Source organism: Kaistia sp. 32K, from assembly GCF_016629525.1.
Lineage (GTDB): Bacteria > Pseudomonadota > Alphaproteobacteria > Rhizobiales > Kaistiaceae > Kaistia.
Genome location: NZ_AP024269.1, coordinates 2699934 through 2718278, shown reverse-complemented (window position 1 = coordinate 2718278; position 18345 = coordinate 2699934). Strand labels below are relative to the sequence as shown.

Genomic DNA, 18345 nt, shown 5'->3' with positions numbered 1-18345 from the left:
TGCGCCTGCGCCCGCCGGTTCTCGCCGCCGGGATTCCCGCATGCGTCCGCTCGGCCTTTGCCCCCAAACATTTGGGGTTAAGCCGATGTCTTCTCTCACGCTTCCTGTCAGTACGCTCGGTACGCCGCGGATCGGTCCGCGCCGCGAGCTCAAGACCGCGCTCGAAAGTTACTGGTCCGGCCAGTCGAGCGCCGACGACCTGCTCGCCAGCGCCGCCGGCCTGCGCGCGGCCAACTGGGCGCGCCAGCACGCGCTCGGGATCACCAGCATCCCGTCGAACGATTTCTCGCTCTACGACCATGTCCTCGATACCAGCGTCATGGTCGGCGCGATCCCCGAGATCTACGGCTGGAAGGGCGGCGAGGTGCCGCTCGACACCTATTTCGCCATGGCGCGCGGCAGCCAGGGTCATGCGCCGGATCCCGCCTGCGCCGGCCATCATCATCACGACGCGTCGGGCGTCCCGGCGCTCGAAATGACGAAATGGTTCGATACCAATTATCACTACATGGTGCCGGAATTCACCAGCGGGCAGCGCTTCACGCTCGCCTCGACCAAGCCGCTCGACGAATTCCTCGAGGCGAAGGCGCTCGGCTACCACACCCGCCCCGTTCTGCTCGGGCCGGTCAGCTATCTGAAGCTCGGCAAGAGCCAGGATCCGACCCTCGATCCGCTGACGCTGCTTCCGGCGCTTCTTCCCGTCTATGTCGAGATCCTGCGCCGCCTCGCCGCCAACGGCGCCGACTGGGTTCAGATCGACGAGCCCTGCCTGGTGCTCGACCTCGACGACGCGACCCGTCAGGCGCTCCGCGTCGCCTATGGCATGTTCGCCTATGCGCAGCCCCGGCTGAAGCTGATGCTGACGACCTATTTCGGCGCGCTCGGCGACAATCTCGATACCGCCGTCGAGCTGCCGATTGCCGGTCTGCATGTCGATCTCGTCCGCGCGCCGGAGCAGCTGGACGCCGTTCTGGCGAAGGCGCCGAGCGGCCTCGTCCTTTCGCTCGGGGTCATCAACGGCCGCAACATCTGGCGCGCCAATCTCGCGGATCTGCTCGATCGGCTCGAGCCGGTGGTCGCGCGGCGCGGCCTGGATCATGTCCAGATCGCGGCGTCCTGCTCGCTGCTGCATGTGCCGATCGACCTGGAGCAGGAAACCGGTCTCGATCCCGAACTGAAGAGCTGGCTCGCCTTCGCCGTGCAGAAGATGGACGAGCTGGCGACGCTCGGCCGGGCGCTTGCCGGCGGACGGGCGAGCGTGGCGCAGGCGATCGGCGCCTCGGCGCTGGCGGCCACGACCCGCGCCACCTCGCCCAAGGTGCACGATGCGGCGGTCGCGGCGCGCACGGCGGCGGTGACAGCCGAGCTCGCGCAGCGGCAAAGCGGCTTCGCGGATCGCCACGCGCTGCAGCAGTCGGTCCTCGACCTGCCTGTTTTCCCGACGACGACGATCGGCTCGTTCCCGCAGACGCCGGAGGTCCGCAAGGCGCGGGCGGCGCATGCCAAGGGCGTGCTGGCCCCGGCCGATTACGAGGCCTTCCTGCGCCAGGAGACCGAGGCCGCGATCCGTTGGCAGGAAGAGATTGGCCTCGACGTGCTGGTGCATGGCGAGTTCGAGCGCAACGACATGGTGCAGTATTTCGGCGAGCAGCTGTCAGGCTTCGCCTTCACCAAGTCCGGCTGGGTGCAGAGCTACGGCTCGCGCTATGTCCGGCCGCCGATCCTGTTCGGCGACGTGTCGCGGCCGGAGCCGATGACGGTCGAGTGGTGGCGCTATGCCCAGTCCTGCACGGAGAAGCCGATGAAGGGGATGCTCACCGGCCCGGTGACGATCCTGAACTGGTCCTTCGTGCGCGACGACGTTCCGCGCAGCGTCGCCTGCCGCCAGATCGCGCTTGCCATTCGGGACGAGGTGCAGGACTTGGAAAAGGCGGGCGCGCAGATGATCCAGATCGACGAGGCGGCGCTCCGCGAGGGCCTGCCGCTCCGGCGCGGCGAATGGGGGCACTATCTCGACTGGGCAGTCGAGAGCTTCCGGCTCTGCGCCTCCGGCGTCGGCGACGCGACGCAGATCCACACTCACATGTGCTACTCGGAGTTCAACGACATCATCGAGGCCATCGCGGCGATGGATGCCGACGTGATCTCGATCGAGACGTCGCGCTCGAAGATGGAACTGCTCGAAGCCTTCGTCAGCGATCGCTATCCGAACGACATCGGCCCGGGCGTCTACGACATCCATTCGCCGCGCGTGCCGGCGGTGGCGGAGATGACGGAGCTGCTCGACAAGGCGGCCGAACGGCTGGCGGTCTCGCAGATCTGGGTCAATCCGGATTGCGGCCTCAAGACCCGCAAGTGGGACGAGGTGCGCCCGGCGCTCGTCAACATGGTCGCGGCGGCGAAGGAGCTGCGTTCGCGCTTCGCCGAGGCCGCCGAATAGGGCCGGCTCAAGCTGGCCGCGCCGGAGGATTGTTCCGGCGCGGCCATTTTGGAAAATGTATTCAGATCAAAGCCTTGCGGGCTCAGGCTCGCAAGGCTCTCAGCGCGTTCAGGATCACGGCGACGTCGATCGCTTCCTGCAGCAGCGCCCCCTGCAGCGGCGGCAGATAACCGAGCGCCGCCACGATCATCGCGATCAGCGAGAGGCCGAGGCCGGCGACGACGCTTTGCAGCGCGATGCGGGCCGAGCGATGCGCCACGCCGATCGCGTCGGCGAGGCGATCGATCCGGTCGACCAGCAGCACGACGTCGGCGGTCTCGGACGAAGCGGCGGCGCCGCGCGCGCCCATGGCGACGCCGACATCGGCGGCGGCGAGCGCCGGCGCGTCGTTGACGCCGTCGCCGACCATCATCACCGGTCCGGCCGCGCGGGCGGCGGTGACGACGTCAACCTTGCCCTGCGGCGTGAGATCGGCCTTCAGCTCGTCGATCGCGAGCCGGCGGGCTACCGGCTCGGCCACGGCGGCGCGGTCGCCGGTGGCGAGAACGATGCGCGCGATGCCGGCGGCGCGCAGGCGCTCAATGACGGTGGCCGCGTCGGCGCGCAGCGGATCGGCCATGACGAGCGTGCCGGCGAGCGCGCCGTCGACGACGACGTCGATCGTCGCCGCGCTGCCGGGAAAGCCCGGCTTCCAGATCCCGGCGCTCGGCTTCAGATGGCTGCGCGCGAAGGCCGATCCGCCGACGGCGACGACATGGTTGTCGATCACGCCGACGAGACCGGCGCCGGCCGTCTCCTGCACGTCGGTCGGCGCCGTCAGCTTCAGCGATCGCGCCTGCGCCGCCTGGATCAGGGCGTCCGCCATGACATGCGTCGACGCCTGGTCGAGCGAGGCGGCGAGCCGGAGGATCTCGTCCGGCTGCCAGCCCGGCGCGGTCCAGATATCGGAGAGTTCGGCATGGCCGCGCGTCAGCGTGCCGGTCTTGTCGAGCACGGCGATGCGGGCGCGGCCAAGCGCCTCGAGCGCGCCGCCGCCCTTCACCAGCACGCCGAGCTTCGCCGCCCGCGAAATGCCGGAAATGATCGCGACCGGGACGGCGACGATGAGCGGGCAGGGCGTCGCCACGACCAGAACGGCGAGCGCGCGGATCGGGTCGCCGGTCCAGATCCAGGCGCCGCCGGCGAGAGCGAGCGTCAGCACGAGGAACCACAGCGCGTAGCGATCGGCCATGCGGACGGCCGGCGCCCGTGTCCTCTCGGCCTCTTCGACGAGGCGGACGATCGCCGCATAGGCGCTTTCGGCCGCCGGACGAAGCGCGACGAGATCGAACGTCGCGCCGATCGCCGTCGTGCCGCTCAGGGCCTCGTCGTCGCGCTGGAGCGTGACGGGGAGGGATTCGCCCGTCAGCGCCGAGGTGTCGAGGACGGCGCTGTCGCTGGCGATGGTGCCGTCGACGGGAAGCACCTCGCCCTGGCGGATCAGCAGCCGGTCGCCGGGCGTCACGTCCTCGATCGGCACTTCCTCGAGGCCGTCGCCATTGTGTCGCATCACCGTGCGCGCCACGCGGCCGAGCAGGGCCGTCATCTCGCGGCGGGCGCGGCGCTCGGCATAGTTCTCCAGATATTGCCCGCCGGCATACATCAGCGCGACGACATTGCCGGCGAGCGGCTCGCCGAAGACGAGGGCTGCCAGCATCGAAAGCGCGGCGATGATGTCGAGCCCGGCGTCGCCGCGCCGGAGCGAGGTGACGATCTGGACCAGCAGGCTCAGCAGCACCGGAAAGGTGGCGAGGCCCCAGACGAAGGAGGCCGACCCGCGGCCGCCGATGAGGTAGAGCAGGATACCGGCGGTCAACCCGCCGAGAGCCACGGCGAGCAGCGCAATGTTGCTGGACCAGATCGGGCTGCGCTGCATGTCTCGGTCGTTTCCCATCCGGAGCGGAATGCTCGGTTGCCGCCGACGCTGCCGCGCCGGGGCCGACTCTGGCGTGCAGGTCGATCGCCGGCACACCAGCTCATTTCTTCCGCGTTGTCGATGGGGGGCGGGGCGACTGCGCCGCTTTATGGAGCGTGCTTCGCCACCTCCAGCACGTCTTTCAGGATGACGGCCTGATTGTGCGTCTCGTCCTTCGCGCCGAAGAGCAGGGTGACCGTATGGCCGGCGCATCTTTCGCGCAGGGCCTCGACGGCGTCCGGCATCTGCGCGAGCTCGGCGCGATAGCGCGTCTCGAACTCGTCCCAGTTCGCCACTTCATGGTGGAACCATTTTCGCAGCGCGTCGGAAGGCGCGAGATCCCGCGCCCAGAGATCGAGCGCGGCATCCTCCTTCTTGATGCCGCGCGGCCACAGGCGGTCGACGAGCACGCGCAGTCCGTCCGCGGGCGAGGGGGGATCGTAGATGCGCTTGAGCTGAATCATCCAGTCATCCTCGGCCGTTTCAGCTATCGCGTCCAGCGGGCCGGAGATGGCTTGTCAGCGTCTCGAAGCGGGCGCGAGCTCGCCGGGCGCCGCCGCCTGCTGCGCTCGTTGGCCGAACCAGATGCTGGCGAGCACGATGGCCATGCCGAGCATCTGCGCCGGGCTCAGCGTCTGGCCGAGCCACCACCAGCCAAGCACGACCGCCGTCAGCGGGCTCAGGAAGCCGAGCGGCGATACGGTGGCCGGGCCGAGCCGCGCGATACCACGGAACCAGAGGATATAGGTCAAAGCCGCGCCGATCAGGCCGAGATAGGCGAGGCCCGCCAGATTGGCGCCGGTAAGCGGCGGCAGGGCCGGTTCGAACCAGAGCGCCACGGGCAGGAGGAGCAGGCCGCCGGCGGTCAACTGCCAGGCGGTAAAGGCGAGGGGCGAGACGGGCGGCTGCCACTTGCGGGTCAGCACGGTTCCGAACGCCATCGAGAGCGCGCCGGCGAGGCCGGCCGCGATGCCGATCGGATCGAGCGCCGCGTGCGGCGTCAGGATCAGGAGCGCGACGCCGCCGATGCCGACGATGGCGGCGGCGATCGCGGCGAGGCGCAGCGTCGTCCCAAGCAGGAGGCGGGCGAGCAGGATCACGATCAGCGGCTGGATCGCGCCGACCGTCGCCGCGACGCCGCCGGGGAGCCGATAGGCCGAGACGAACAGCATCGCCCAGAAGATCGAGAAGTTGAGGGCGCCGAGAACCAGCACCCGCGACCACCAGATCCCGCGCGGCAGCTTGCGGACGACGAGCAGGAGCAGCAATCCGGCCGGCAGCGCCCGCAGCACCGCGACGGTGAGCGGATAGCCGGGCGGCAGCAGCTCGGTCGTCACCAGATAGGTGCTGCCCCAGATCGCCGGCGCGATCGCGGTCAGGAGGAGGTCGAGATTGCGGTGCATTTGAGGGGCCTTTATCGATATCTTGATGTCAAGATAATCCAAAGCATCTTGACGTCAAGATATCTCTTGTGGCCCAGTCGCGGCATGGATCATGTCGATGAAATTCTGCAGCAATGGCAGCGCGAACGGCCGGACCTCGATGTCGGCCCGATGGGGTTGATCGGTCGGCTCGGCCGGGTCGCGCATTATCTGACGCGCGAGATGGAGAAGACCTTCGCCGAGTTCGGCCTGACCGGCGCGAGCTTCGACGTGCTGGCGACGCTGCGCCGGGCGGGGCCGCCCTACAGCCTGACGCCGGGCGACCTGCTCTCGACGATGATGATCACTTCGGGGACGCTGACCAATCGGATCGACCAGCTCGAAAAGGCCGGCCTCGTCGCCCGCGCGCCAAGCGCCGGGGATCGCCGGGTTGTTATCATCTCGTTAACCGAAAGGGGCTTCGCGACGATCGAGGCGACGGTGACGGCGCATGTCGCGACGCAGAAGCGCCTGGTCTCGGTGCTCTCCGACGAGGAGCGGGCGCGGCTCGATGGAGAGCTCAGAAAATTCCTCGCCGGCATCGCCGCCGGCGGCTGACCGGCTCAGCCTCCGGCCGCGTGCCGCGCCTCATGGTCGAGCAGCCAGCGCTTGCGGTCGGTGCCGCCGCTATAGCCGGTGAGCGCCCCGTCGGCGCCGACCAGCCGGTGGCAGGGGATGACGACGCAGAACGGATTGGCGCCATTGGCATGGCCGACGGCGCGCGGCGCCTGCGGTCTCCCCAGCTGCTCCGCCAGCCGGCGATAGGCGAGCGGGGTACCTGGCGGGATGGCGCGGAGCGCCTGCCAGACCTGCTGCTGGAACGGCGTGCCGTCCGTCTTCACCGCGATCCGCTCGATGGCGCCGATCGCGCCGGCGAAATAGTCCAGCATCGCATCGTTGATCGCCGCCGGCACGGCGCCGGGGGCGAGCGCGAAGCCGCCCTCGCCGAGCCGCCGCGCCAGCAGCCGATCGAGCCGATCCTCGCACCCGACAAAATCCGCCGCGCGCAAGAATCCGCCCGAGTCGGCGGCGAGCAGCATGTCGCCGATCGGCGTCGGGATCGTCTCGAGCGTCAGCAGGATCGGCATCGCTCAGCTCGCATCGTGGAAGATGAGGCCGAGCGTGTGCCGGCGGCCGGAGCGGACGCGGCTGACGCCGTGGCGGAGGTTGACGCGGTAGCTGCCCTTCGTCCCCCGGACCGGCCGGTTGTGCACGGCGAAGGCGACGGCGTCGCCCTGGCGAAGCGGCACCACCTCGGCCCGGCTCTGCATGCGCGGCCGCTGCTCGGTCAGCACGAACTCGCCGCCGGTGAAATCCGCGCCCGGCTCCGACAGCAAAATCGTCACCTGCAGCGGGAAGGCGAGGTCGCCATAGAGGTCCTGGTGCAGGCAGTTGAAATCACCCGGCCCATAGCGGAGCACCAGCGGCGTCGGCCGGACCTGCCCGGCTTCGTGGCAATGCGCCAGATAGTCGGCGTGCTCCGCCGGATAGCGGGTTTCCTCGCCCATCCGCGCGTTCCAGTCGTTCGCGACCGTCGCCAGCCTCGGATAGAGCGCCGTGCGCAGATCCCGGACGAGATCCGGCAGCGGATAGCGGAAATAGCGGTATTCGCCCCGGCCGAAGCCGTGCCGCGCCATGTGGATATGGCTGCGGAAATGCGCCTCCTCGTCATAGAGCGCGGCGATCGCCCGGCATTCCTCGGCAGTCAGCAGGCCCTCCAGCACGGCATTGCCGTGGCCGTCGAGGTCGGCGGCGAGGCGCTGCCAATCGTAGCGGCCGACGCGGGTCTCGGCCGCGTCGGCGATCTGGGCGAGGTGAGGCGCGGCGTTCATGCCTGCGCCTCCTTCTCGAGCAGCGCCCGCTTGCGCTCGACGCCCCAGCGATAGCCGGAGAGCGCGCCGTCGTTCCGGACCACCCGGTGGCAGGGGATCGCCACCGCGATCGCGTTCGCCGCGCAGGCGCCCGCCACCGCGCGCATGGCGGTCGGCGCGCCGATCCGCTCGGCGATGTCGCGATAGCTCACCGTCTCGCCGGCCGGGATCGCGCGCAGCGCCTGCCAGACCCGCTGCTGGAACGCCGTGCCGCGCACATCGAGCGGCAGGTCGAGGCCGAGTTGCGGCGCCTCGACGAAGCCGACCACCCGCGCCACCAGGGCCTCGAATTCCGCGTCGCCGCCGATCAGATTGGCGTTCGGAAACCGGTCCTGCAGCTCGCGCGCCAGCTCTTCCGGATCGTCGCCGAGCGAGATCGCGCAGATGCCCTTGTCGCTCCGGGCGACGAGGATGGCGCCGAGCGAGCATTGCCCGATCGCGAACTTGATGTCGGTATCCGTGCCCCCGGCGCGATAGGCCGTCGGCGTCATGCCGAGAACGGCGTTCGAGGTCGCATAGAAGCGGCCGCTCGAATTGAAGCCGGAATCATAGATCGCCTCGGTGACGCTGCCGGCGCGCCGCGAAAGCTCCGCCTTCGCCCGCGAAACCCGGTGCGCCGCCGCATAGGCTTTTGGGGTCAGCCCGGTCACCGCCTTGAAGACGCGGTGGAAATGATAGGGGCTCATGCCGACCGAGGCGGCGAGTGCTTTCAGCGACGGCAGTTCCTCGGCCGCCTCGATCGTCCGGCAGGCCTTTGCAACCGTCGCTGCATGCTGCTCGGCGAGCGAGGCGGCGTTCGGCGTGCAGCGCCGGCAGGCGCGGAAGCCTGCCGCTTCCGCCTCCTCGTTTGTCGCGAAGAAGGCGACGTTCTCCGGCTTCGCCGGCCGCGCCGCGCAGGAGGGCCGGCAATAGACACCGGTCGTCCGCACCGCATAGACGAACTCGCCGTCCAGGGCGCGGTCACGCGCCACGACGGCCCGCCAGCGCGGATCGCGCTCGACGGCGTCAGCGGCCGCGACGCGCGGGCTCGCGGGGTGCCTGGTGTCGATCCCGGCCTCGGGAGCATTCCGTACCGGAGCATTTGGGTGCAGGGCGTGGGCCATGGGCTTCATCCTTCGCATGGATCATGCCCTCTAGGTAGGCCCCGCTGGTTCGCGCCGCACTCCGGGGATTGCTTTTGAATTTGGGGGCGCCGAACGCGCTGCTGTGCTCGGTACGTCAATAAAGTAGAGCGCGGACGCTGGCGCGTCCTCCCCATCTTCGGTTGCAAAAGTGGGAGCAGTCAATTGACCCGCGCGGGACGGGTCTGTTCAATGAGCAGCAGGAGCCCGCGCTGCAGAAACCATCGCGATATAGTAAGGTCTTATGATTAACGCAGTTCTCAAGGATTGACGATGGTATACAAGCAGACTCGACTTTGGAGGGCTGCCTTTGAGGAATCACGCGCTGACGCCACCTCTGACGAACAGTCCCGGTTAGTGTTGTCCTACGAGGCGATGCGGCTGCGCGCGAGCGCGCTAGTTGCGAGAATTGCCGCTGATCTCCCATTCATGACGGTTCACGACGTCACTCATCTTGATGCGCTTTGGGAAATGGCCTCGATCGCCTGCGGCGATCATGTTAAACTCAATCCAGCCGAGGCCCTAGTTTTTGGAGGGGCAGTTCTTCTTCATGACTCGGCAATGAGCCTCGCGGCTTTTCCTAATGGCATTGCCGATTTGAGGCAGCAACTTGAGTGGCGCGATCTCCACGCTCGCTACGTTGCTTCCGTGTCGCAGGACGATGCTGCAGCGATTCTTGGAGCCGAAAATCGTGCCACGGAGGAGGCGTTGCGTTTGCTTCATGCGAAGCAGGCCGAGAAACTCCCTAAGATTTCTTGGGTTGGCCCGCAGGGGCAATCGATGTTCATTATTGAGGATCAGCAGATCCGAGATTTCTATGGTCCGAAAATCGGCAAACTTGCCTACAGTCATTGGTGGCCAATTACAAAGGTGGAGGACGAACTTGATAGCACGCTCGGTGCTCTACCTGGAGTTACAAGTTGCACGGTAGACCTTCTAAAGGTCGCCTGTATTCTTCGCGTTGCAGATGCAATGCACCTAGACCAGCGTCGGGCGCCCGCATTTGATTTTGCGCTCACACAGCCAAGTGGCACCTCTGCCGATCATTGGAAGTTTCAAGCTCGAATGGCAAAACCGTTCGTGCAGGGGGACGCCCTTGTCTACAGCGCGCAGCCTCCTTTCGAGGTCGACGCATCGGAAGCGTGGTGGACTGCATTTGATGCTTTGCAAGCAGTAGACAGCGAGCTGCGAAGCGTAGATCGGGTATTGCGCAATCGTCAAAAGTTGCCGCTTGCAGTTCGACGTGTTGATGGGGTCCATTCACCAACCGATTTGGCGCTGACTGTTGAAACTGTCGGATGGATGCCAGTCGATAGTACTGTACGGGTAACCGATGTCCCGAAAATCGTCGCGACTTTAGGCGGAAGCAAACTCTATGGCGATGACGTCGCCGCGCCAATACGGGAGTTGATTCAGAACGGACTCGATTCGATTACTGCACGTCGACGACTTCAGTCACGTCCGTCGAAATGGGGTGAACTACAGGTAATTCTGGAAAAGCGCGACGACGGTTATTGGCTCATAGTGGAGGACAACGGTGTCGGCATGTCGGTCAACGTATTGACCGGTCCTCTTATCGACTTTGGGAACTCTTTCTGGCGGTCGGCTCTTGCGATTCAAGAGCTCCCTGGCTTGAGTGCTGCCGGCATGAAGGCGCGCGGTAAGTACGGTATTGGCTTTTTTTCGGTCTTCATGCTTGGTGAACACGTCAGGGTAATTACGCGCCGTTACGATCGCGATATCCGTTCAGCGAGAGTTCTCGAATTCGTTCGTGGTCTTGGTTCTCGACCGAACCTGCACGAAGTGGGAGTCGACAGAGTGCCGCTAGACGGTGGTACCCGCGTTGAGGTCAAGCTGCGTGCTAATCCGATGGAGCCGGATGGAATACTGCATCGAGACGACTGGTCGGGCGAAAATACTTACAAGCTAGATGTATTTGTTTCCGCTATTGCGCCTGCTACAGATGTAGCGTTGACTTTCATTCAGGACGGGCAGGTTGTTGGCAGTACCGCCGCGAGTGATTGGCTCGGTATTGATGGAGTTGCGCTTCTAGAAAGAATCTCGCGAGAGCATCCTGAAAACAATCTGAAGCTGGTGGACCTCCGTGATGATGATGGAAGGGTGTATGGTCGAGCTCGAATCGATCCATATAGGTGGTCGTCTGGATTAGTTACCGTCGATGGACTCGCCGCTACTAATATTGATCTGATAAGCGGTGTTCTGGTAGGTGTTGAAACAACCGCTTCTCGGAATACGGCTCTCCCAATTGTGCCACCGCCGGTGTTGGCCGCATGGGCTTCGGAGCAGGCGCTAGTGTTTGAGGCGGCTGACTTGCCAGGCTACGATAAAGCAAGGGCCGCTGAAATCGTATTGGCGCTAGGGGGGGATCTGGCTGGGCTTCCAATAGTATCTTGGAACGGGGAGTGGATAAGTTCCCTAGAATTCTCTCAGATTGTTAAGGAGCTAAGTCAGATAATAGTGCATAGGGGGGAGGTTGATCATGACGAAGATGACAGTGTTACTAAGAGGGATTTCGAAGATAACTTCGAGATTTGGGATGATATTGCGCTGACTGTAGATACGCGCTACTCCCGAGTGCAGAGAACTTCATGGGTTGCCGAGGTTACCAAGGGTAATGGGTCTGCGCCTATTGATGTCATTGAGCACCTGCTTGCATCAGCTTGGGGAGATGTTGACGACGATGGAAACTTCAAGCTCGAAGTTGAAGATGGGGCGGTAGTTGTCGGCGAGGTCGGCGGCGATGAGATCGTTCGACAGGTGCGAATATATTCGCGTAGCTAAATAGTTGGGGGTAGACCAGTAGGATGGTCGCAGCTTCGTCATATTGATCGGTTCTTTAGTGTGGCTGCCCGTCAGTATTCTTTCTGATTCATACCGAAGATGGGTGTTTGTTGGATCACCCCGCCTTAAACACCTTCGCCACCACCGCCCGCGCGTCCGCCTGGATCTGCGCCAGGTGGTCGGCGCTCAGGAAGCTTTCGGCGTAGATCTTGTAGACTTCTTCCGTGCCGGAGGGGCGGGCGGCGAACCACCCGTCTTCGGTGACGACCTTGATGCCGCCGATCGAGGCGTCGTTGCCGGGGGCGCGGGTGAGGCGGGCAGTGACCTTTTCGCCGGCGAGCTCGTCGGCGTCGATCTTTGACGGGTCGAGCTTGCCGAGGATCGCCTTCTGCTCGGATGTCGCCGGGGCGTCGATGCGGGCGTAGTAGGATTTGCCCAGATCGGCGGTGACCGACTGGTAGAGCTGGTTGGGGTCGCTGCCGGTCTTGGCGGTGATCTCGGCCGCGAGCAGGCCGAGGATGATGCCGTCCTTGTCGGTGGTCCAGACCTCGCCGTCGCGGCGCAGGAACGAGGCGCCGGCGCTCTCCTCGCCGCCGAAGGCGAGCGAGCCGTCGATCAGCCCGGCGCTGAACCATTTGAAGCCGACCGGCACCTCGACCAGCTTTCGACCCATCTTGGCGACGACGCGGTCGATCATGCCGCTGGAGACGGCCGTCTTGCCGAAGGCGCTGCTGGCGCGCCACTCGGGCCGGTGGGCGCAGAGATAGGCGATCGAGGCGGCGAGGAACTGGTTCGGGTTCATCAGCCCGCCGGACGGCGTGACGATGCCGTGGCGGTCGGCGTCGGTGTCGTTGGCGAAGGCGATGTCGAATTTATCGCGGAGCGCGATCAGCGGCGCCATCGCGTAAGGGGACGAGCAGTCCATGCGGATCTTGCCGTCCCAGTCCGCCGTCATGAAGGCGAAGGTCGGGTCGACGACGTCGTTCACGATCGTGGCGTCGAGGTGATAGCGCTCGATCATCGGCTCCCAGTAGCGCACCGCCGCGCCGCCGAGGGGGTCGATGCCGATCTTCACGCCGGCGCCGCGGATCGCCTCCATGTCGATGACGCTGCCGAGGTCGGCGACATAGGGGGTGATGAAGTCGTAGGGGCGGATGCAGGCTTCCTTGATGGCGCGCGCATAGGGAAGGCGCTTCACGCCGTCGAGTTTCGCCGCCAGGAACTCGTTGGCCGCCTTGCCGATCCAGGAGGTGACGTCGACGTCGGCCGGTCCGCCATTCGGGGGATTATACTTGAAGCCGCCATCGTCGGGCGGGTTGTGCGAGGGGCTGATGACGATGCCGTCGGCGAGGCCCTCGGTGCGGCCGCTGTTATAGGTGAGGATCGCGTGCGAGATCACCGGCGTCGGCGTGTAGCCGAGATGCTCGTCGATCCGCGTCTCGACGCCGTTGGCCGCCAGCACCTCGATGGCCGAGGCGAGCGCGGCTTCGGAAAGGGCGTGCGTATCCATGCCGATGAAGAGCGGGCCGGTGATGCCGGCGTGCTTGCGATAGAGGCAGACGGCCTGGGTGATCGCCAGGATGTGCCATTCGTTGAAGGCGGAGGCGAAGGCCGAGCCGCGATGGCCCGACGTGCCGAACGCGACCTTCTGCGTCGGGATCGCCGGATCCGGCGTCTGCGCGAAATAGGCGGTCATCAGTCGGGGGATGTTGGTGAGCAGCGTGCGGGGAACCGGCTTGCCGGCGAGGGGGCTCAAATGGGTTTCCGACATGACGCCTTCTCTGCGATTCCAGACCGTTGCGGTGTGCCGAGAATGATCGCGGCGGCCGTCATGAGCAACAGCCGAATTGCCGCTTCAACGGCAGACTTCGCGGTGGGCGGCGACCCATCCACATCCGCCGTCGTGCCCCTAGCCGCGCTTCGGCTTGCGCCGGGCGGCGGTAGCTTCGACGTTCAGCGCCACCGCTGCGCGGATCAGGGCGAGGAAGGCTTCTTCGTTGATCGCCTCGTCCTGGTGGATGTCGATGGCGCGGCGGGTGTTGCCCTCGAGGCTGGAGTTGAAGAGGCCCTTGGGATCGTCGAGCGAGGCGCCCTTGGCGAAGGTGAGCTTGACGGCGTTCTTGTAGGTCTCGCCGGTGCAGAGAATGCCGTCATGCGACCAGACGGGCACGCCGCGCCATTTCACTTCCTCGATCACGTCGGGATCGGCGTCGTGGATCCAGCGGCGGACGCGGGCCAGCGTCTCGCCCTGCCAGCCGCCGAGCTCGCGGATCTTGGCGTCGATCTGCCGGGCCGGCGAGGTGAGATCGTCCTCGGTCGTGTCGTCCTGCGTCGGTTTCATGGACTGTCACCTCTCTCGGGATCGATGGGCGGGGATCGGCCTGCTCACATCTTTTCGCCCGGCAACCGGCTCGCCTGCTTCACCCAGGCCTCGAACTCCGCCGCGTCGAAGGGCTTGTCCTCGTGGATATCGAGATAGCGCACATTCGCCTGCTTCGACGGGCCGGGCGGCGTCGGATCGAGGGCGGCGCCGCGGAAGAAGGCCACCTTCACGTATTTCGTCATGCAGTGAAAGCTCAGGAACCAGGTGCCGTCGTCGCCAGCGCCATAGAGCGGCGAGTTCCATTTGACCGCCTTGCGCAGGCCTGGCACGGCGCGCGTGACGATCGCGTCCAGCTCTTTGCCGACATCTCGCTTCCAGCCCGGCATGGCGGCGATATAGGCCTGCACGGGCTCGTCGCCATAGCCCTTCGGGATCTGCGGATTGCCGCCGGCCAGCAGTTTTGGCGCGCCCGCCGGCGCATCCTGCGTCTCCGGACGGGTGGCGGATGTCGCCGGCTTCCTCGCGGTCTTGCCAGTCATGCGCGGGCTCCTCCCTCCATCGTCCCCCTCGGCGATCCTAGTCCCGGCTAGGCGGCGGCATCAAATCGCGCGCCGCAGCGTATCCCCTGAAGGGAATGCCGGTGCGCGTGAAGAGGTTGCGAGCCGGCGGAGGCTAGTCCGACTTCCGAAACGTGATGCCGTGCTCGACGGCCGCCTTGCCGAATTTGCCGCGCACCTTGTCGATCGCTTCCTCGGCCTTGGCGCGCTTGGCGGCGGCGGGGTCGACGAGGTCATCGGGATCGGCGAACTGCGGATCGGAGAAATCCGATACCTGGACGCCGATCAGCCGATACGTCGTTCCATCTGTCTCATGCGCCAATAGCTGTTCCGCCGTGCGAAAGATGCGGTCGGCGAGGCGGGTCGGGTCGGCGAGCTGGCGCGAGCGGGTGCGGAGCTTGAAGTCGGCGGATTTCAGCTTCAGCGTCACGTTCGAGGCGGCGAGCTCTGCCCGCTTCAGCCGGCCCGACACCTTTTCCGAAAGGCGGCGCAGGATCGGCCGCAGGCTGGCGAGATCGGCGAGGTCGTGCTCGAAGGTCGTTTCGGCGCCGATCGATTTCGCCTCGTGCCGGGGCTCGACGACACGGCGGTCGTCGGCGCGGGCAAGCCGCGCCAGCCGCAGCCCCATGACGCCATAGCGCCTGGCGAGGTCGCTCTCCTCCATCCGCTGCAGCTGGCCGATCGACTTGATGCCGCTCTCGGCGAGCTTCGCCTCCAGCGCCTTGCCGACGCCCCAGATCATGCTGACCGGCTTGTCGGCCAGGAAGGTGAGCGCCTCGCCGCGGCCGATCACCGAGAAGCCGCGCGGCTTGTCGAGGTCGGAGGCGATCTTGGCGAGGAACTTGTTGAAGGAGAGGCCGACCGAAATGGTGATGCCGATCTCCTGTTCGACCCGGCGGGCGAAGCGGGCGATCGTCAGCGCCGGCGGCGCGCCATGCAGCCGCTCCGTGCCGGAGAGATCGAGGAAGGCCTCGTCGATCGAGATCGGCTCGACCAGCGGCGTCAGTTCCTGCATCAGCATGCGGATCTGTTGGCCGACTCCGACATATTTCTCCATGTTCGGCCGAATCACGGTGGCGTCGGGGCAAAGCTCCAGCGCCTTGTACATCGGCATTGCCGAGCGGACGCCGTGGATGCGGGCGATGTAGCAGCAGGTCGAGACGACGCCGCGCTTTCCGCCGCCGATGATGACCGGCTTGTCGGCGAGATCAGGATCGTCGCGCTTCTCGATCGAGGCGTAGAAGGCGTCGCAATCGACATGGGTGATGGCGAGCGCGCCGAGTTCGGGATGCGCCACCAGGCGCGGGCTGCCGCAGGCCGGGCAGCGGCGGCCGGCCGCCGGCGTCAGGCAATCGCGGCAAAAGCCGGCGAGGGTGTTGGCAGCGGTCGACATGGCGGTCCGATCATGGCGGTCCGGATACGGTCCGGTGCCGCGAGCGGGCAGGTTAGCGGCCCGTTGGCGGCCCTGCAATCCGTTCGCGGTTTGTTCCAGAGATCCCCGCGGCAATAATCGGTGCGGAAAACCTGTTCAGTTGCGGTGCGGCGAGGGCGGGTGATATAGCGGGCGGATATTTCCGCCGCCTGCCGGCGCGTCCAACCGGTTCTTGCCAAAGGGTTCTCGCCATGTCCGTCGACATCGCCACCGTCAAGCGGGTCGCTCATCTCGCCCGGATCGCTGTCACCGAGGAGGAAGCCGCTTCCTTCCAGGGCGAGATCAACGCCATTCTCGGTTTCGCCGAGCAATTGAACGAGGTCGATGTCGAGGGCGTCGAGCCGCTGACCTCGGTGGTCGCGCAGACGATGAAGAAGCGCGCCGACGTCGTCTCGGACGGCTATTATGCCGATCGCGTCGTCGCCAATGCGCCGGTTTCGGACGACGATTTCTTCGTCGTGCCGAAGGTCGTCGAGTGACGCCTGGCACGGGCCGCAGACTTTTCGAAGAGGGCGCGCGCGTCCTCAGCACGGTGACGCCGCTCACCGCTTCCGCCTCCTGATTTTCGAGATGCCGATGTCTTCGACAGACCTGACCAGCCTGACCATTGCCGAGATCCGCGAGGGATTGTCGGCCAAGGCCTTCTCCGCCACGGAGCTGACCAAGGCCTATCTCGCCGCGATGGAAGCCGCGCGTTCGCTGAATGCCTATGTCTTCGAGACGCCGGACCAGGCGCTCGCCATGGCGGCCGCTTCCGACGAGCGGCTGGCGAAGGGCGAGGGCCGGGCGCTCGAGGGCGTGCCCCTCGGCATCAAGGACCTGTTCGCGACCGAAGGCGTCCACACCCAGGCGGCGTCGCACATCCTCGACCAGTTCAAGCCGAACTATGAATCGACCGTCACCGCCAATCTGTGGAACGACGGCGCGGTCATGCTCGGCAAGCTGAACATGGACGAGTTCGCCATGGGCTCGTCGAACGAGACCTCCTATTACGGCCCGGTCGTCAATCCGTGGCGCAAGGAAGGCTCGAACGCGCCGCTGGTTCCCGGTGGTTCCTCGGGCGGCTCGGCGGCGGCCGTTGCCGCGCGCCTCTGCGCCGGCGCCACCGCGACCGATACCGGCGGCTCGATCCGCCAGCCGGCCGCCTTCACCGGCACCGTCGGCATCAAGCCGACCTATGGCCGCTGCTCGCGCTGGGGCACGGTCGCCTTCGCCTCGTCGCTCGACCAGGCCGGCCCGATCGCCCGCACGGTGCGCGACGCCGCGATCCTCTTGAAGTCGATGGCCTCCGTCGACGACAAGGACACGACCTCGGTCGACGTTCCGGTCGGCGATTACGAAGGCGCGATCGGCCAGTCGGTGAAGGGCCTCCGCATCGGCATCCCGCGCGAATACCGGCTCGACGGCATGTCGGACGAGATCGAGGCGCTCTGGCAGCAGGGCATCGCCTGGCTGAAGGAAGCCGGCGCCGAGATCGTCGACATCTCGCTGCCGCATACGAAATACGCCCTGCCGGCCTATTACATCGTGGCGCCGGCCGAGGCCTCGTCCAACCTGGCGCGCTATGACGGCGTCCGCTACGGCCTGCGCGTCCCCGGCGACGACATCGCTTCGATGTACGAGAACACCCGCTCGGCCGGCTTCGGCCACGAGGTGAAGCGCCGCATCCTGATCGGCACCTATGTGCTGTCGGCCGGCTATTACGACGCCTACTACGTCCGCGCCCAGCGCATCCGCACCCTGATCAAGCGCGATTTCGATCTCGCCTTCGCCGCGGGCGTCGATGCCGTGCTGACGCCGGCAACGCCGTCCGCCGCCTTCGGGCTCGCGGAAATGGCGACGGCCTCGCCGGTCGAGATGTACCTGAACGACATCTTCACCGTGACGGTGAACATGGCCGGCCTTCCCGGCCTCGCCGTTCCGGCCGGCCTCGACAAGGCGAAGCTACCGCTCGGCCTGCAGCTGATCGGTCGCCCGTTCGAGGAAGAGACGCTGTTCCGCCTCGGCCAGGTGATCGAGGACGCCGCCGGCACGTTCACGCCGTCGAAGTGGTGGTGATGCCGTCATGACGCGTACACCGGCCGAGTGCGTGACCAAGAGCGATATCCGAACCGAGATTGATCGGCTGGATGCCGAGCTGGTCGCGGTGCTGGCGGAGCGGTTCGGCTATGTGCGCCGGATGGCGGAGATCAAGTCGTCGCCGGAAGAGGCGCTGGTGCCGGAGCGGGTCGACGAGGTGCTCGACCGGGTGGCGGCCGCAGCCGTTGAGGCGGGTCTCGACGAAGGTCTGGCGCGCGATCTCTGGCGCCGCCTGATCGAGTGGAACATCGAATATGAGCGGCGGACCATCGCCGCGCGCCTCGCGCGATAGATCTCGAGGCAAGGTACAAAGGCCGGCGGACATCCATCCGCCGGCCTTTTTCG

16 protein-coding genes are annotated in these 18345 nt (G+C 66.2%); 6 read left to right on the top strand and 10 right to left on the bottom strand.

The features are described 5' to 3' along the window. The first annotated feature begins 85 nt into the window (after positions 1 to 85). Positions 86 to 2440: a 5-methyltetrahydropteroyltriglutamate--homocysteine S-methyltransferase gene (gene metE / locus K32_RS12480; protein WP_201399854.1), complete on the top strand. Its 2355-nt coding sequence runs from the start codon at positions 86 to 88 to the stop codon at positions 2438 to 2440. Positions 2441 to 2522: 82 nt separating this feature from the next. Here the strand turns inward: metE and K32_RS12475 are convergent, their stop codons facing one another. The 3 genes from K32_RS12475 to K32_RS12465 form a co-directional block, all read right to left on the bottom strand. Next, positions 2523 to 4355 (bottom strand): heavy metal translocating P-type ATPase, encoded by a 1833-nt coding sequence (locus tag K32_RS12475; protein WP_201399853.1) that lies wholly within the window; start codon positions 4353 to 4355, stop codon positions 2523 to 2525. 146 nt (positions 4356 to 4501) lie between these two features. Then, entirely contained in the window at positions 4502 to 4858 is a 357-nt protein-coding gene (locus K32_RS12470; protein ID WP_201399852.1) for a DUF488 domain-containing protein, read from the bottom strand. A 54-nt stretch (positions 4859 to 4912) separates the two neighbouring features. Next, positions 4913 to 5797: an EamA family transporter gene (locus K32_RS12465; protein ID WP_201399851.1), complete on the bottom strand. Its 885-nt coding sequence runs from the start codon at positions 5795 to 5797 to the stop codon at positions 4913 to 4915. Positions 5798 to 5881: 84 nt separating this feature from the next. Here K32_RS12465 and K32_RS12460 point away from each other — a divergent pair, with 84 nt between their 5' ends. Then, positions 5882 to 6373, top strand: a complete 492-nt coding sequence (locus tag K32_RS12460) for a MarR family winged helix-turn-helix transcriptional regulator (protein WP_201399850.1) — start codon at positions 5882 to 5884, stop codon at positions 6371 to 6373. Between the two features lie 5 nt (positions 6374 to 6378). Here K32_RS12460 and K32_RS12455 read toward each other — a convergent pair whose 3' ends face one another. The 3 genes from K32_RS12455 to ada are packed head-to-tail and all read right to left on the bottom strand — an operon-like array spanning position 6379 to position 8789. After that, positions 6379 to 6903 carry a methylated-DNA--[protein]-cysteine S-methyltransferase gene (locus K32_RS12455; protein ID WP_201399849.1) on the bottom strand — a complete coding sequence of 175 codons (525 nt, stop codon included), beginning with the start codon at positions 6901 to 6903 and terminating at the stop codon, positions 6379 to 6381. Positions 6904 to 6906: 3 nt separating this feature from the next. Beyond that, entirely contained in the window at positions 6907 to 7647 is a 741-nt protein-coding gene (locus tag K32_RS12450; RefSeq protein WP_201399848.1) for a 2OG-Fe(II) oxygenase, read from the bottom strand. Then, entirely contained in the window at positions 7644 to 8789 is a 1146-nt protein-coding gene (ada, locus tag K32_RS12445; protein WP_201399847.1) for a bifunctional DNA-binding transcriptional regulator/O6-methylguanine-DNA methyltransferase Ada, read from the bottom strand. The genes K32_RS12450 and ada overlap by 4 nt, the downstream gene beginning before the upstream one ends. A 291-nt stretch (positions 8790 to 9080) precedes the next feature. On the opposite strand from ada, the gene K32_RS12440 reads away from it, so the two are divergent. Continuing rightward, the gene (locus K32_RS12440; protein WP_201399846.1) at positions 9081 to 11609 is read left to right on the top strand and encodes an ATP-binding protein; all 2529 of its coding nucleotides are present in this window, start codon (positions 9081 to 9083) and stop codon (positions 11607 to 11609) included. A gap of 115 nt (positions 11610 to 11724) precedes the next feature. Here the strand turns inward: K32_RS12440 and pgm are convergent, their stop codons facing one another. The 4 genes from pgm to K32_RS12420 all read right to left on the bottom strand — a co-directional run bounded on the left by pgm (position 11725) and on the right by K32_RS12420 (position 15882). Beyond that, positions 11725 to 13380, bottom strand: coding sequence for a phosphoglucomutase (alpha-D-glucose-1,6-bisphosphate-dependent) (gene pgm, locus K32_RS12435; RefSeq protein ID WP_201399845.1), 1656 nt, complete (start codon positions 13378 to 13380; stop codon positions 11725 to 11727). Between the two features lie 138 nt (positions 13381 to 13518). Next, entirely contained in the window at positions 13519 to 13950 is a 432-nt protein-coding gene (locus K32_RS12430) for a DUF1801 domain-containing protein (protein WP_201399844.1), read from the bottom strand. Positions 13951 to 13994: 44 nt separating this feature from the next. Beyond that, complete coding sequence (locus K32_RS12425) at positions 13995 to 14471, bottom strand: DUF1801 domain-containing protein (RefSeq protein WP_201399843.1); 477 nt, start codon at positions 14469 to 14471, stop codon at positions 13995 to 13997. Between the two features lie 133 nt (positions 14472 to 14604). Further along, positions 14605 to 15882 carry a DNA polymerase IV gene (locus tag K32_RS12420; RefSeq protein ID WP_201399842.1) on the bottom strand — a complete coding sequence of 426 codons (1278 nt, stop codon included), beginning with the start codon at positions 15880 to 15882 and terminating at the stop codon, positions 14605 to 14607. Positions 15883 to 16112: 230 nt separating this feature from the next. Between K32_RS12420 and gatC the strand changes: the two genes are divergently transcribed. The 3 genes from gatC to K32_RS12405 all read left to right on the top strand — a co-directional run bounded on the left by gatC (position 16113) and on the right by K32_RS12405 (position 18292). Then, complete coding sequence (gatC, locus tag K32_RS12415) at positions 16113 to 16400, top strand: Asp-tRNA(Asn)/Glu-tRNA(Gln) amidotransferase subunit GatC (protein ID WP_201399841.1); 288 nt, start codon at positions 16113 to 16115, stop codon at positions 16398 to 16400. Positions 16401 to 16497: 97 nt separating this feature from the next. Beyond that, positions 16498 to 17979 carry an Asp-tRNA(Asn)/Glu-tRNA(Gln) amidotransferase subunit GatA gene (gene gatA / locus K32_RS12410; RefSeq protein WP_201399840.1) on the top strand — a complete coding sequence of 494 codons (1482 nt, stop codon included), beginning with the start codon at positions 16498 to 16500 and terminating at the stop codon, positions 17977 to 17979. Between the two features lie 7 nt (positions 17980 to 17986). Beyond that, positions 17987 to 18292 (top strand): chorismate mutase, encoded by a 306-nt coding sequence (locus K32_RS12405; protein WP_201399839.1) that lies wholly within the window; start codon positions 17987 to 17989, stop codon positions 18290 to 18292. Positions 18293 to 18345: the final 53 nt, after the last annotated feature.